12 protein-coding genes and 1 pseudogene are annotated in these 14,199 nt (G+C 63.1%); 6 read left to right on the top strand and 7 right to left on the bottom strand.

Annotated features, from left to right (window positions below):
• Positions 1–106 precede the first annotated feature (106 nt).
• Positions 107–2,091: pseudogene (locus HB777_27240) on the bottom strand (CocE/NonD family hydrolase).
• Positions 2,092–2,267: 176 nt separating this feature from the next.
• On the opposite strand from HB777_27240, the gene HB777_27235 reads away from it, so the two are divergent.
• Positions 2,268–2,543, top strand: a complete 276-nt coding sequence (locus HB777_27235; protein QND68924.1) for a hypothetical protein — start codon at positions 2,268–2,270, stop codon at positions 2,541–2,543.
• The gene (locus HB777_27230) at positions 2,530–2,841 is read left to right on the top strand and encodes a BrnA antitoxin family protein (protein QND67254.1); all 312 of its coding nucleotides are present in this window, start codon (positions 2,530–2,532) and stop codon (positions 2,839–2,841) included. The genes HB777_27235 and HB777_27230 overlap by 14 nt, the downstream gene beginning before the upstream one ends.
• A 10-nt stretch (positions 2,842–2,851) precedes the next feature.
• Here the strand turns inward: HB777_27230 and HB777_27225 are convergent, their stop codons facing one another.
• The 4 genes from HB777_27225 to puuE form a co-directional block, all read right to left on the bottom strand.
• Positions 2,852–3,445: a nucleoside deaminase gene (locus HB777_27225; protein QND67253.1), complete on the bottom strand. Its 594-nt coding sequence runs from the start codon at positions 3,443–3,445 to the stop codon at positions 2,852–2,854.
• A gap of 66 nt (positions 3,446–3,511) precedes the next feature.
• Complete coding sequence (locus tag HB777_27220) at positions 3,512–4,003, bottom strand: ureidoglycolate lyase (protein ID QND67252.1); 492 nt, start codon at positions 4,001–4,003, stop codon at positions 3,512–3,514.
• Complete coding sequence (locus tag HB777_27215) at positions 4,000–4,863, bottom strand: (S)-ureidoglycine aminohydrolase (protein QND67251.1); 864 nt, start codon at positions 4,861–4,863, stop codon at positions 4,000–4,002. Before HB777_27215 ends, HB777_27220 begins: the two co-directional genes overlap by 4 nt.
• A gap of 10 nt (positions 4,864–4,873) precedes the next feature.
• Positions 4,874–6,292, bottom strand: coding sequence for an allantoinase PuuE (puuE, locus tag HB777_27210; GenBank protein QND67250.1), 1,419 nt, complete (start codon positions 6,290–6,292; stop codon positions 4,874–4,876).
• 203 nt (positions 6,293–6,495) lie between these two features.
• Here puuE and uraH point away from each other — a divergent pair, with 203 nt between their 5' ends.
• The 4 genes from uraH (at position 6,496) to xdhC (ending at position 11,796) form a co-directional block, all read left to right on the top strand.
• A complete protein-coding gene (gene uraH / locus HB777_27205; protein QND67249.1) occupies positions 6,496–6,870 on the top strand; it encodes a hydroxyisourate hydrolase in 375 nt (124 codons plus the stop codon).
• Positions 6,871–6,873: 3 nt separating this feature from the next.
• Positions 6,874–8,355, top strand: coding sequence for a xanthine dehydrogenase small subunit (gene xdhA, locus HB777_27200; GenBank protein QND67248.1), 1,482 nt, complete (start codon positions 6,874–6,876; stop codon positions 8,353–8,355).
• Positions 8,355–10,706 (top strand): xanthine dehydrogenase molybdopterin binding subunit, encoded by a 2,352-nt coding sequence (gene xdhB, locus HB777_27195; GenBank protein ID QND68923.1) that lies wholly within the window; start codon positions 8,355–8,357, stop codon positions 10,704–10,706. The genes xdhA and xdhB overlap by 1 nt, the downstream gene beginning before the upstream one ends.
• A gap of 61 nt (positions 10,707–10,767) precedes the next feature.
• Positions 10,768–11,796, top strand: a complete 1,029-nt coding sequence (xdhC, locus tag HB777_27190) for a xanthine dehydrogenase accessory protein XdhC (GenBank protein QND67247.1) — start codon at positions 10,768–10,770, stop codon at positions 11,794–11,796.
• A gap of 12 nt (positions 11,797–11,808) precedes the next feature.
• Here xdhC and HB777_27185 read toward each other — a convergent pair whose 3' ends face one another.
• Together HB777_27185 and HB777_27180 are read right to left on the bottom strand one after the other, a co-directional pair.
• The gene (locus tag HB777_27185; protein ID QND67246.1) at positions 11,809–13,062 is read right to left on the bottom strand and encodes an LLM class flavin-dependent oxidoreductase; all 1,254 of its coding nucleotides are present in this window, start codon (positions 13,060–13,062) and stop codon (positions 11,809–11,811) included.
• Positions 13,059–14,015, bottom strand: a complete 957-nt coding sequence (locus tag HB777_27180; GenBank protein QND68922.1) for an LLM class flavin-dependent oxidoreductase — start codon at positions 14,013–14,015, stop codon at positions 13,059–13,061. Before HB777_27180 ends, HB777_27185 begins: the two co-directional genes overlap by 4 nt.
• Between the last annotated feature and the right edge of the window lie 184 nt (positions 14,016–14,199).

The raw sequence follows: 14,199 nt of genomic DNA, 5'->3' as shown, positions 1-14,199 counted from the left end.
TTCTTGTGAGGAGAATAATGACCGCAAGGGAAAGCGGTAAGCAAGACCGAATGCGACATGCCGTGGCGTAAATCGTACGTCGCAATTGGACCAATGAAATCGGCGCTCAAAGAAGCGCGCGCGGCACCTTCTCCTCGAAGTTACGCTCGAAAACGAGTTTCTCGCCCTCATAGGCCTCGATTCGGGCGCTGACGATGAAGTTTTGCGCGTCCGACCGCATCTCCGCCGATGTCTCGGTGCGCACCGACCATCCATTTCGCGACAGGGTCTGCGTCCAGTGCGTTTTCCCCGATGCCGACAGCGGATCGTCGGGGTGGATCGTCCAGGTCTCGCGGGCGATGCTGCCGTTTGCCAGGCCATGGGCGAGATCGCGGACCTCGCCGAAATCATCAACGATGGAAAGCGTGACCATTCCGGTCTTCTCGTCACGATCGACATGGCGCTCGGAATTGGTGGCGCGGATCGTCTCCGTTGCCCAGGGGTGGCCCCTTCCGGTTCGGCGAACGTTATTTCGTCGCCTGTCGCCAGCGGCCGCACCGGCAAGCTGAGCATCGCTGCCGACAAGGTGAGTTGCACCGGCTCCGGCGACGGCCAGATGGCAGGCCAATAGGCATTCGAAACGGCAACACGCAGGCGGTGGCCGGCCGGAACGCGGTAAGCGCATTGATCGAGCACGACGCGCGCGGACACGGTTTCGCCCGGCACCAGCGCCTCGGGAAATTCGTGCGAAGCGCGATGCGTCAGGTTGAGCACGCCGTAGGAAATCAGCTCCGAGGCGCCGTCGGGATGCACGTCGCACAGCCGGATCGCAATGTTGGCCTGCGGGCGATCGGAGGATAGCCGCACCTCGACTTCCGGCGCGCCGACGATGTCGACCGCCTCGCGAAATTCCGGCTGGTCGAAACACACCGACAGGGCATCGTCGGGGCGCTGATCGCCGGGCAGTTCGGGGCCGAAGGTGAACGGAAAATACTCGCCTCCGGCCAGGCCGCAGCTTTGCGGCGAGGCGACGATGGCGGGGTTTTCGCCGGCGGGAATCAGATCGACCGTTTGCGTCTTGATGGCTGGCGAGGGCCATTGCTGCTCGGCAATCCAGCGACCCGGTCGCTCGGGATGCCAGCGCGCCGGACGCACGCTGTCCATGACATAGGCGCGGTAGGCAGGGTCGGCCTCGACGCCGGTGTCGACGCCCTTCAGCCAGCGGTCCCACCAGCGCAAGGCCTCCTGCAGGAAGCCAATGGCGGGTTTTGGTCCGGCGTAGTGCGGGTATTTGTGGATCCATGGTCCGACGATGCCCTTGACCGGGGCTTCGATGTTGCTGGCCAGATGCGAGACAGTGTTGCGGTAGCCGTCATGCCAGCCGCCGATCGACAGCACGGCGGCTTTGACGGCGGAAAAATCCTCGCAGATCGAGCCGCGCTTCCAGTAGGCATCGCGGTGCTGGTGCTTCAGCCACAACGGCGCCAGGAAGGACTGGTTCTCCAGCCGGGTCAGCCACAGATCGCGCCATCTGTTGTCGCCGGCCAGCAGCGGATCCGGCGGCCGCGACGAGTAGGACAGCATGGTCGAGGCCCAGCCGAAATTCTCGATCAGCAGGCAGCCACCCTTGTAGTGGATGTCGTCGGCATAGCGGTCGACGGTCGAGCACAGGCTGATCACCGCCTTCAGCGACGGCGGCTGCTTGGCCGCGACCTGCAGGCAGTTGAAGCCGCCCCAGGAGATGCCCATCATGCCGACATTGCCGTTGCACCAGGGCTGGCTTGCCGCCCAGGCGATGACGTTGCAGGCATCCTGCAATTCCTGCTCGGAATATTCGTCGTCCATCAGCCCTTCGGAATCGCCATTGCCACGCATGTCGACGCGGATCGAGGCATAGCCGTGGCCGGCGAAATAGGGATGCGTCAGCTGATCGCGAAAGATCGTGCCGTCGCGCTTGCGGTAGGGCAGATGCTCGAGGATTGCCGGCACCGGATCGTCGCCGGCATCTTCCGGCATCCAGACCCGCGCCGACAGCCGGCAACCATCCGGCATGACGATGGCCATATCCGGGAATTCGACGACCTTGCGGGGAAATTCGGTGACGGTTTTCATGCGATGCTCCAGGATCGTCAGTGACGCATGAAGCGTGCGCGTCATGAAGTCAAACGGGCGACGGCCTGTGTCCCCTGGACGACGCCAAGTCGGGTCCAGTTCAAAGCCTATCTTGCGCCGTTCCACCAATTTATGTATTACTTTTATTACTAAGTTCGACGTATTGAGGATCTCGCCTGAAAATCGTTTGGGATGAGCCAAAGCGTGTGACGAACCTCGAAAATCGAGGTCTCGATTTTGCTGAACTCGATCTCGATTTTGCTGAACTCGATATTGAGTTTTTCGCGACTTCAACCGTCCTCCCGGCCAAGGCTGGCCGGTTCAAGGCGATTGGCGAGTTCGCAGAGAGCATTGTCGCGGTGATCTTCAAGCCGCTTGGTTCCGAAGCGATTTCGGTGATCTCGATGCGCCGTGCCAGCCGAAAGGAAAGGTCAGTATATGAGCAATCCTAAATCGCATGTTCGACCTCTGACCGATGGGGAGGAAGCGGAAATTCAAAGACAAATTGCCGCTGATCCCGATGACGCGGAGGCGACCGACGAACAGCTGATGCAAGCCAAGCCTTTCGCGGACGTGTTTCCGGAACTTTTCGAAAGCATAAGGCGTGCTCGTGGCCGGCCAGCCGTGGAGAAGCCTAAGCAAGTTGTGTCCATCCGTCTGGATCAGGATGTCGTCAGGAAATTCAAGGCGACCGGCAAGGGCTGGCAGGCCAAGATAAATGAGGTGCTGAAAAACGCGAAAGTAAGTTAGTCAATCCGCGTCAATTCAGCGGAATGTCGTTCTCATCCTTGCTCGCCTGATAGGCGCCGGACAAGTCGTCATAGCGTGCCGAGATCTCGCCGATGCGCGTTTCCAGGCGCTGGCGCTCTGTCTCGGGCAACGCCCGCACCAGCCTGCGGATCGAAAAGCTCTTCCAATAGGCATTCTCGGTGTTGTAGCCGCCGGGATCGAGAGTGAAGACCTCCTTCAGGATCTTCAGGTCGTGCGGGATCGCAAAACTGTCGCGCGAATCCTCATGGCTGAAGAGGTAATAAAAATTGTCGAAGCCGGTCCAGGTGATCGCCGACAGGCACAGCGAGCAGGGCTCGTGGGTGGCGAGGAAGATGGCGTCTGTCGTGTCGACGCGCTCGGCCTTCGGCATTTCGTAGAAACGCTTCAGGCAGTGCACCTCGCCATGCCAGAGCGGGTTTTCCATCTCGTTGTTGGTCTCGGCCAGCACCAGCGAACGATCATCCTTGCGCAGGATCGCCGCGCCGAACAGCTTGTTGCCATGGGCAACGCCGTCGGCCGTCTTCGGCACGATGTCGTGCTCGATGACGTCGAGCAGCCGGTCGATCAGCGAAATGTCGGTCATATCTGGGGCTCCTGCTGCATGTCGCCCAAAAGTGCCCCGGTTTTGGGGTAACGACTTGCACAAAAATTAAGGGAGATGGATCTCGTAGGCGTGCGAGAAATGGAATTCTTCGAGGTTTGAGCCGTCGCCGCCACGGTCGACGATCAGGAAATCCTGCGCCTCGCCAAGCGGCGTCAGCACGCCATGCCAGAGATTGCGGCGGTAGTTGATGCCTTGTCCGGGGGCGGTGATGAAGGCGTGCGGCTCGCCCGGTCCCTCATCGCCGTCATGGCAGACAACGACCAGGAACGGGCGTGGCGACAGCGGAATAAAAGCCTGGCTGCCGAAAGGGTGGCGCTCGACCATGCCTAGCTTCAGCGGCAATTCGTAGGGCGTGCCGCGCACCATCGAGATCAGCACGCGGGCGTTCGGCCCCGCTGCTTCAGCGGTTGCGAGATCGTGGTAGCGCTCAGCCCTGCCGCCATTGATCGGATAGTGGTTGTCGCCGCCCATGTCGATGACATCGCCGAAGGGGGCAAAGCTCTCGCGGGTCAGCGGCCGCGCGACGATACGGGTCATGGCGCGCGCTTTGCAATGCCGGCGCCGCCAAGCTTGGCGTGCCGGTTGACGTCCTTGTACAGCAGATAGCGGAATTTACCCGGGCCGCCGGCATAGCAGGCCTGCGGGCAGAAGGCGCGCAGCCACATATAATCGCCGGCCTCGACCTCCACCCAGTCCTGGTTGAGGCGATAGACCGCCTTGCCTTCCAACACATAGAGACCGTGCTCCATGACATGGGTTTCGGCGAAAGGAATGACGGCGCCCGGCTCGAGCGTGACGATGGTCATGTGCATGTCGTGGCGCAAATCGGCCGGATCGACGAACCGCGTCGTCGCCCAGCGGCCCTCGGTGCCTGGCATCGGCGTCGGCGCGATTTCCTGTTCATTGGTGAAGAAGGCTTCAGGCGCATCGAGACCGTCGACCGCCTCGTAAGCCTTGCGAATCCAGTGGAAGCGTACGTCGGCCCTGCTTTCGTTGCGAACCGTCCAGCCGCTGGCCGGCGGCAGGAAGGCGAAGCCACCGGGCCGCAAGACATGCTTCTTGCCGCCAAGCAGGACGGTCAGTTCGCCTTCGACCACGAACAGGGCGCCTTCCGCACCGGCATCGGGTTCCGGCCGATCGCTGCCGCCACCGGGCGCGACCTCGACAATGTATTGCGAGAACGTCTCGGCAAAACCGGATAGCGGTCGCGACAAGATCCAGACGCGGGTCTTATCCCAGAACGGCAGAGCGCTGGTGACGATGTCCTGCATCACGCCCCTGGGAATGACGGCATAGGCCTCGGTGAAGACGGCGCGGCCGGTCAGAAGCTCGCTCTGGCCGGGGTGGCCGCCATGCGGTGCGTAATAGGTTCGGTCGGGCATCCTGATCGTATCCATGGGTTCAAACCTATTGCGGAAGCATGTCCTTGAGGCGGAGCAGCGCGATGCGCTCGACCTGTTTGCAGGCGGTTTCGAATTCGACGCCGCGGCTGTTGCCGATGCGCGCCTCGAATTCCGCCAGGATCTCCTCCTTCGTCTTGCCCTTCACCGCGATGATGAAGGGGAAGCCGAAGGTGGTGACATAGGCGGCATTGAGCTTGGAAAACAGTTCGCGCTCCTTGTCGGTCAGCGCGTCGAGGCCGGCCGACGCCTGTTCCCTGGTCGATTCCGCCGTCAGCCGTTTGGCCTTGGCCAGTTTGCCGGCAAGGTCGGGATGGGCGTTGAGCACCGAAAGCCGCTCGGTTTCGCTGGCGGAACGGAAGATGCGGCAAAGCGCATTGTGCAGGCCGCCTGAAGTGTCGTGCGCCGGGCCCAGTTCCAACTCGAAGGCGCGCTCGGCGATCCACGGCGAATGCTCGAACACGCCGCCGAATGTATGGACGAACGTCTCGAATTCCATCTTCGATGGTCTGAGTGCCGCCGGCTTGTAAGGATTGACCTCTTGCCAGTGGCGGGCGATGTCGATGCGCCGCGCCAGCCAGACCTTGTCGTGCGACTTCACATAGTCGACGAAGCGCTTCAGCGCCGCCACCCGGCCCGGCCGCCCGACGAGGCGGCAATGCAGGCCGATGTTCATCATGCGCGGCCGCCCTGCCTGCCCCTCGGCATAGAGTGTGTCGAAGCTGTCCTTCAAATAGGCAAAGAACTGGTCGCCCGAGTTGAAGCCCTGCGGCGTGGCGAAACGCATGTCGTTGGCGTCGAGCGTATAGGGGATGATGAGTTGCGTGCCGCCCTCATGCTCGAACCAGTAGGGCAGTTCGTCGTCATAAGTGTCCGACACATAGTCGAAGCCGCCTTCTTCCGCCACAATCCGCACGGTGTTGACCGAAGTGCGGCCGGTGTACCAGCCGGTCGGGCGCGCGCCGGTCACTTCGTAGTGCAGCTTGATCGCCGCTTCGAGGTCGCGGCGTTCATCCTCGACACTGTGGTCGCGGTAGTCGATCCATCTCAGCCCGTGTGAAGCGATTTCCCAGCCGGCTTCCTGCATGGCCGTGACCTGATCGGGCGAACGGGCGAGCGCGGTGGCGACGCCGTAGCAGGTGATCGGCACCTCAGCCTCGGTGAACAGACGAAGCAGCCGCCAGAAGCCGGCCCGCGCCCCATATTCGTAGATGGATTCCATGTTCCAGTGGCGCTGGCCCACCCAGGGTGCCGCGCCGACGATTTCCGACAGGAAGGCTTCAGACGCCTTGTCGCCATGCAGCACGCAGTTTTCGCCGCCTTCCTCGTAATTGACGACGAACTGCACGGCGACATGCGCACCGCCAGGCCATTTCGGGTCCGGCGGATTGGCTCCGTAGCCGCGCATGTCTCTGATGTAACGCATCGTCCCTCCCGCCGGGCATGGCCCGAAGTATGGTCAGAATATCGAAAGGGCGCTTCTCGCATTCCCCCGAAAATTTTTGAAAGTGTTTTTGTCGCACTCCGCTCGACCGGGACTTATGCATCGCCTTTAATTGGCGCACAATTCACTGTTGATACTTGATGGTACCGGGTCAATTCGCTCGTACCGGAAATGGGAGGCGGCCAATGGCAGAAACGTCGAAAGCCGATGGCGGGCGTCTGACGACCCATGTCCTCGACACGGCGACCGGCAAGCCGGCGGCGGGACTGTCGATTGCGCTCTATCACCTCGAGGGCCAGACGCGGACACATCTGAAGACCGTTGTCACCAATGCCGACGGCCGTTGCGACAAGCCGCTGCTCGCCGACGCGGAGTTCCGCACCGGCGAATACGAACTGATCTTCGCCGCGGGCGACTATTTGCGCCAGCAGGGGCTGAGCCTGCCGAAACCCGCCTTTCTCGATGTGATACCGATCCGCTTCGGCATGGCCGAACCGGTGCATTACCATGTGCCGCTGCTCGTCTCGCCCTACGGCTACTCGACCTACAGGGGGAGCTGAGGCATGGCCAAGGTCAATATCCGCAACGAAATCCGTTTCATTCTCAACGGCAGGGATGTGGTGCTTTCGTCGGTGGCGCCGGATGCGACCTTGCTCGACTGGCTGCGGCTCGACCGTTCGCTGCGCGGCACCAAGGAAGGCTGCGCCGAGGGCGATTGCGGCGCCTGCACCGTGTTGGTCGGCAAGCTCTCGGAGGGCGGGCTGGTCTATGAAAGCGTCAATGCCTGCATCCGATTCCTCGGCTCGCTGGACGGCACCCATGTCGTGACCGTCGAGCATCTGCGTGGTTCACCCGGCCAGTTGCACCCGGTGCAGCAGGCGATGGTCGATTTCCACGGCTCGCAATGCGGCTTCTGCACGCCGGGCTTCGTCATGTCGCTCTATGGCCTGTGGATGAAATCATCAAATCCGTCGAACGCGGATATCGAAAAGGCGTTGCAAGGCAATCTCTGCCGCTGCACCGGCTACGAGGCGATCATGCGCGCGGCGCACGCCATCTCCAGCTACGGCAAGGCGGCAAAGGATCCGCTGGCGGCGGAGCGCAAGGCAATCACCGCCAGGCTCGAGGCCATGCATGACGGCGCCCGGGTCGAGATCGGTGCCGGCAAGACGCGGCTGGTGGTACCGGCCAACGTCGACGATTTCGCCGCTGTGCTGGACAAGGAGCCCGGCGCCACCATCGTTGCCGGCTCGACCGATGTCGGCCTGTGGGTGACCAAGCACATGCGCGATATTTCGCCGGCCATTTTCATCGGCAATCTCGACGGACTTTGCACCATCTCGGAAGACAACGGCGTCATCACAATCGGCGCCGGCGTCACCTACACTGACGCCTTCGCGACGCTGGCGAAGCGCATCCCGGCGATGGGGCCGCTGTTCGACCGCATCGGTGGCGAACAGGTGCGCAACATGGGCACCATCGGCGGCAACATCGCCAATGGCTCGCCGATCGGCGATACGCCGCCGCCCTTGATCGCGCTCGGCGCAAGCCTCACCTTGCGCAAGGGCAAGAAGCGGCGGACGATCCCGTTGGAAACGTTCTTCATCGCCTACGGCAAACAGGACCGGCTATCAGGCGAATTCGTCGAGGCCGTGCACGTTCCTGTTCCCGCCAAGGGTACAAAATTCGCCATCCACAAGATCACCAAGCGTCGCGACGAGGACATCACCGCGGCCCTCGGCGCCTTTTTTCTCACGCTGGCCAAGGACGGAACGGTCGCAGACGTCCGCATCGCCTATGGCGGCATGGCGGCGACGCCGAAGCGGGCGTCTTCTGTCGAAAAAGCGCTGCTCGGCAAGCCATGGACCGAACAGACGGTTGAGGCAGCGATGGCCGAATATGTCAGGGATTTCACTCCGCTGACCGATATGCGGGCCTCGGCCGAATATCGTGCCCTGGCGGCGCGCAATCTCTTGCTGCGCTTCTTCGCCGAGACCAGCGGCACCAGGGAGCCGATCCAGGTTTCGAGGCACGAGGCGGCATGATGAACAAGCACGCTGCCCCCAACCTCAAGGCTGAAAAGATCGCTGGCGGCGTCGCCAACGACCAGCGTCACGATTCCGCGCATAAACATGTCAGCGGCACCGCCATCTATATCGACGACATGCCGGAACCGGCTGGCACGCTGCATGGCTGCCTCGGGCTTTCCAGTGCCACGCATGCCACGATTACCAGCATGGATCTCTCGGCGGTGCGCACGGCGCCCGGTGTTGTCGACGTGCTGACGGCCAGTGACGTGCCGGGCGAGAACGACATCTCGCCGACCGGCCGCCACGACGAGCCGGTGCTTGCCGACGGCAAGGTGCAATTCTACGGCCAGCCTATCTTCTGCGTCATTGCCGAGACGCGCGAGCAGGCGCGCCGCGCCACCAAATTGGCCAAGGTCGAATACAAGGAATTGCCTTTCGTCACCGACATAGGCGAGCTCGATCCGAAAAAGAGCAAGCTCGTCACGCCGCCCCTCACGCTGAAGCGTGGCGATGCCGCTACGGCGATCCGTCAGGCGCCGCGCCGGCTGAAAGGAAAAATGCGCATTGGCGGCCAGGAACACTTCTATCTCGAGGGCCATATCGCCATGGCTGTTCCGGGCGAAGACCAGGACGTCACCATCTATTCCTCGACCCAGCATCCGAGCGAAGTCCAGCACATGGTCAGTCATGCGCTTGGCGTGCCGAGCAATGCCATCACGGTGGAAATCCGCCGCATGGGCGGCGGCTTCGGCGGCAAGGAAACGCAGGGCAATCAGTTTGCCGCATTGGCCGCGATCGCCGCGAAGAAGCACCATCGCGCCGTGAAGATCCGGCCCGACCGCGATGACGACATGATCGCCACCGGCAAGCGTCATGATTTCCTCGTCGACTATGAGGTCGGCTTCGATGACGACGGCAACATCCTCGGCGTCGATTTCATGTTCGCGGCGCGCTGCGGTTTTTCGTCGGACCTTTCCGGCCCGGTGACCGATCGCGCGCTGTTCCACTGTGACAACACTTATTTCTGGCCGGCGGTGCACGCCCAATCGGCGCCGCTCTACACCAACACCGTGTCGAACACGGCGTTTCGTGGTTTCGGCGGCCCGCAAGGCATGGTCGGCGCCGAGCGCGTTATCGACGAGGTGGCCTTTGCCGTCGGCAAGGATCCGCTAGAAATCCGCAAGAAGAACTTCTACGGCACATCGGACCGCAACATCACGCCCTACCACCAGACGGTCGAGGACAACATTATCCAGCGCATCGTCGCCGAGCTGGAGCAAAGCGCCAGCTACGCGCGGCGGCGGCGCGAAATATCGGCCTTCAATGCCAACAGCCGTTTCATCAAGCGTGGCCTGGCGCTGACGCCGGTCAAGTTCGGCATCTCGTTCACCGCCACGCATTACAATCAGGCCGGCGCGCTGGTGCATGTCTACACCGACGGTTCGGTGCATCTGAACCATGGCGGCACCGAGATGGGGCAGGGTCTCTACGTCAAGGTGGCCCAGGTGGTGGCGGAAGAGTTCCAGATCGACCTCGACCAGGTGAAGATCACCGCGACCACGACCGGCAAGGTGCCGAACACCTCGGCCACGGCAGCGTCGTCCGGCTCCGACCTCAACGGCATGGCGGCGCAGAATGGCGCTCGCCAGATCAAGGATCGGTTGACCGATTTCGCCGCCGAAAAATACCAGGTGCCGCGCGATCAGGTGCTGTTCCTGCCCAACCGGGTGCGCATCGGCAACCAGGAAATTGCCTTCGCCGACCTCGTCAAGCAGGCTTACATGGCCCGCATCCAGCTGTCGGCGGCCGGTTTCTACAAGACGCCGAAAATCCACTGGAACCGCGACAAGGGGGAGGGTCGTCCCTTCTACTATTTCGCCTATGGTGCGTCGTGCTCGGAGGTCTCGGTCGACACTCTGACCGGCGAATACATGGTCGAGCGCACCGACATTCTCCACGATTGCGGCCGCTCGCTGAACCGGGCGATCGACATCGGCCAGATCGAGGGCGGCTTCATCCAGGGCATGGGTTGGCTGACGACGGAAGAACTGTGGTGGGACGCCAAGGGCCGGCTGCGCACGCACGCGCCGTCGACCTACAAGATCCCGCTCGCCTCAGACCGGCCGAAGGTCTTCAACGTCACTCTGGCCGACTGGCCTGAAGCCAGCGAGCCGACGATCCATCGCTCCAAGGCGGTCGGCGAGCCGCCGTTCCCGCTCGGCATGTCGGTGCTGCACGCGCTGTCGGACGCGGTGGCGAGCATTGCCGACCACAAGATCTGCCCGCGCCTCGATGCGCCGGCAACGCCAGAACGGGTGCTGATGGCGATCGAGCGGTTGAAGAAAGAGATCAAGGCCGGCGCCTGAACTGGCAAAACGTGCAAATTCAAGGCGAGAAGATTATATTTCCCATTCGGGAACGCAAAAAATGAACTCGAAAGTGCAAAGCCTGAAAGCCTTTCTCGCCAGCGTCGGCCGGGTCGCCCTGGTCGAAGTGGCCGGCACAAAAGGCTCGACGCCACGCGAGAAGGGCGCCTTCATGCTCGTCTCGCAGACGGCGATCTTTGGCACGATCGGCGGCGGTCAGCTCGAATACATGGCGATCGACAAGGCCCGGCAGATGGTGGGTTCTTCACCCTCCCCCTTGTGGGGAGGGTCGGCCGGCAAAGCCGGACGGGGTGGGGGCGCGGACGCTAGCGCCAAGCCGCCCCCACCCTCGTTCGCGAACGCCGCTGCGCAACGTCCGCTCACCGACCCACCCCACAAGGGGGAGGGTGAAGAAGCCCACATCGAGGTTGACGAGATCTGCGCAACCCTAGACGTCCCGCTCGGCCCCGAGATCGGCCAATGCTGCGGCGGGCGCGTCGAAGTGCTGATCCGGCTCGTCGATGCCGCGCTCGCCGCCGAGCTGATCGCGGCCGCGGAAGCCGAGGAGGCGCATCTGCCGCATGTCTACATCTTCGGCGGCGGCCATGTCGGCCAGGCACTGGCGTCGACGATAGCACTTCTTCCCGTGCACGGCGTCGTCATCGAGACGCGCGCCGAAGCACTGGAAGGCATGCCGGAAACCATCGAGACACGGCTGACGCCGATGCCGGAGGCTGAGGTGCGTGATGCTCCGGCCGGCACCGCTTTCGCCATCCTCACCCACGACCATGCGTTGGACTTTCTGATCGTCGCCGAGGCGCTGAAACGCGGCGACACCGCCTATGTCGGCATGATCGGATCCAAGACCAAGAGAGCAACGTTCAGGAACTGGTTCCTGAAATCGGCGGATGGCAGGGAAGCCGAATTTGCCCGCCTCGTCTCGCCGATCGGCGGCGATGCCGTCAAGGACAAGCGCCCGCAGGTCATCGCGGCGCTGGCGGCGGCCGAGATCATGACCGCGTTGGTCAGTCACAGCGCAGCCTTGAGTGCCGACCATCAAGTTCCGCATGGCAGGGTGATGGCAGGCTAAGCTGCGCCACAGCTAAACCGGCCGCTTCAGCCCCAGATGGTCGCGCAGTGTCCGGCCCTCGTATTCCGTGCGGAACAGGCCGCGCCGCTGCAGTTCCGGCACGACGAGCGTCGCAAAGGCATCGAGTTCGCCGGGGAAATAAGAGGGCATGACATTGAAGCCGTCGGCAGCACCCCCCTCGAATCGCGCCTGCAGCTCATCGGCCACGTGGGCCGCTGTGCCGACGATGCGCCAATGGCCGCGCGCGCCGGCGAAATGGCGCGCAAGCTGGCGAATGGAAAGGTTGTCGCGGCGCGACTGCTCGATGACCAGCGCCTGCCGGCTTTTCATCCCCTCGCTCTCCGGCAGTTCGGGCAACGGCCCGTCGATCGGATGGCGCCACAGGTCGGAGATGCTGAGATAGCTGGACAGCAGCGCCACGCCGACATCGTCGGGGATCAGCTCCTGCAGTTCCTCGTGTTTCTCGCGGGCTTCGGCTTCTGTTTCCGCCACCACCGGCGCGACGCCCGGCATGATCTTGATGTCATCCGGCTCGCGCCCATAGGCCGCCAGACGCCCCTTGAGATCGTCGTAAAAGGCCTTGGCTTCCTCGAAGGTCTGCGCCGCCGTGAACACCACATCGGCGGTGCGAGCGGCAAGGTCGCGACCGACATCCGAGGCGCCGGCCTGGACCATGACAGGCGCGCCCTGGGGCGAACGCGGCAGGTCGAGCGGGTCTCGCACCGAAAAGCTCCGGCCGTCATGGCCGGAGGCGCCGAGCTTGCCGTGCCACAGGCCGGTCACCACCTCGGCGAATTCGCGCGCCCGTTCGTACCTGTCGGCATGGGGCTTGAGGCCCGTCGAGCCGAAATTGGCTGCCTCGATGGGGCTGGCCGAGGTGACCAGGTTCCAGCCGGCCCGGCCGCCGCTCAGATGATCGAGCGACAGGAAGGTTCGTGCCAGCCCATAGGGCTCGTTGTAGCTTGTCGAGGCGGTCGAGACGAGGCCGATGCGGCTGGTCTGGACCGCAAGCGCCGAAAGCAGGCTGATCGGCTCGAAGCCGATCGAGCGCGACGTCTGGCTGGCGATGCCGACATTGGCCTCGCGCAGGCCGGCGGCGTCCTCGCAGAACACCATGTCGAATTTCGCCGCTTCCGCCGTGCGCGCCAGCTGGATGTAATGGTCGATATCGATGCCGGCCGTCACATGCGCCTTGGGGTGACGCCAGGCGGCGATATGGTGGCCTGTCGCCCACAGAAAGGCGCCGAGCTTCATCTGGCGGGTCATTGATCACCTCCGCCGGCGAGGCCGAGATGCGAGCGCAACGCCGCGCCGCGATAGCTCTGGCCGGTGATGCCATGGCGCCGGAGCTCTGGCAAAATGCGGTCGGCAAAACTGTGAAGTCCCGGGACATCAGCTGGCAAAACAAAATTGAAGCCGTCACAGCCACTCGATTCCAGCAAAGCCTGGAGGCTGTCGATGCCCGGTTCGGATGTCGTTGCCAGAACTTTCACTGTCTCCGGTTTGCGGCCGATAGCGGCGGCTCGGCGCTTCAGGTCGCCAACGGCAACTTTCAAGGCCTCTGACGGCTGTCCCTCGATAAGGACAACGTCAGCGGCGCCGCTTGCGAGATCAAGATCAGCCTCCGCCGGGTCGGATATGATGAGCACCGGCCTGTCCTGCGGCGACCGTGCGACATTGAGCGGCCCGCGTACCGAGAAGAATTCGCCGACATGGTTCAGCGGGTGCATCATGTCCGGATCGTGGAAGCGGCCCGCTGCCTTGTCGAACAGCAGCGCGTCGCGCCCCCAGCCAATCCACAGCGCCCGTACGATGTTGATGAACTCCCTGGCGCGGCGGCGGAAATCATCGTCGGAAAAACCTTCGGGCCGGCTGAAGTTTCCGGCCTCGCGCGGGTTTTGCCGCAACGTGGCGTTCCATCCGACGCGGCCATGGCTGATGATGTCGAGCGAAGCAAACCGGCGCGCCAGGTTGTAGGGCTGATGCGCGAGCGTAGAGGCGCCGGCAACGAGACCGATCCTGTTGGTCACCGTCGCGAGAGCGGCCAGCAGCGTGGTCGCTTCGAACGGGCTGCTCGATGGCTTATCGGCGGAGTCGGAAATGATGACCATGTCCACGCCCGCCGCTTCCGCCTTGCGCACGAAGCTGCTGATCTGGCCGAAGTCCAGGATGGCCTGCCCGCTGGCGGCAGCGATGTTGAGCGAAACGGCAAGATGCATTGTGGCGCCGTTGTCCATCGGTGGTCCCTGCGAGACGAAGTGGAGCTGGAACTATGTTCGCCACATCAGGCGATGGCAACCGCCGGCGGTGGGCCAACCGCCGGTCACGTGCCGGCCAGCAACTGGTCTCCGGCTAGGTCTGGGGTGCGAAAGTCTGGACATGTCGTATGTGCTGGCGCTGGCG

Source organism: Mesorhizobium loti (genome assembly GCA_014189435.1).
GTDB lineage: Bacteria > Pseudomonadota > Alphaproteobacteria > Rhizobiales > Rhizobiaceae > Mesorhizobium > Mesorhizobium loti_G.
The sequence above is the reverse complement of the archived record's forward strand: the minus strand, read 5'-3'. Positions and strand labels throughout refer to the sequence as shown.

Bases quoted from the DNA above. Each gene is read 5' to 3' on its own strand.
- puuE (QND67250.1), bottom strand. From the start codon at position 6,292: ATGCGTTACATCAGAGACATGCGCGGCTACGGAGCCAATCCGCCGGAC.
- HB777_27185 (QND67246.1), bottom strand. From the start codon at position 13,062: ATGACCCGCCAGATGAAGCTCGGCGCCTTTCTGTGGGCGACAGGCCAC.
- HB777_27230 (QND67254.1), top strand. From the start codon at position 2,530: ATGAGCAATCCTAAATCGCATGTTCGACCTCTGACCGATGGGGAGGAA.
- xdhA (QND67248.1), top strand. From the start codon at position 6,874: ATGGCCAAGGTCAATATCCGCAACGAAATCCGTTTCATTCTCAACGGC.
- HB777_27180 (QND68922.1), bottom strand. From the start codon at position 14,015: ATGCATCTTGCCGTTTCGCTCAACATCGCTGCCGCCAGCGGGCAGGCC.
- HB777_27220 (QND67252.1), bottom strand. From the start codon at position 4,003: ATGACCCGTATCGTCGCGCGGCCGCTGACCCGCGAGAGCTTTGCCCCC.
- uraH (QND67249.1), top strand. From the start codon at position 6,496: ATGGCAGAAACGTCGAAAGCCGATGGCGGGCGTCTGACGACCCATGTC.
- HB777_27215 (QND67251.1), bottom strand. From the start codon at position 4,863: ATGGATACGATCAGGATGCCCGACCGAACCTATTACGCACCGCATGGC.
- xdhB (QND68923.1), top strand. From the start codon at position 8,355: ATGAACAAGCACGCTGCCCCCAACCTCAAGGCTGAAAAGATCGCTGGC.
- xdhC (QND67247.1), top strand. From the start codon at position 10,768: ATGAACTCGAAAGTGCAAAGCCTGAAAGCCTTTCTCGCCAGCGTCGGC.
- HB777_27225 (QND67253.1), bottom strand. From the start codon at position 3,445: ATGACCGACATTTCGCTGATCGACCGGCTGCTCGACGTCATCGAGCAC.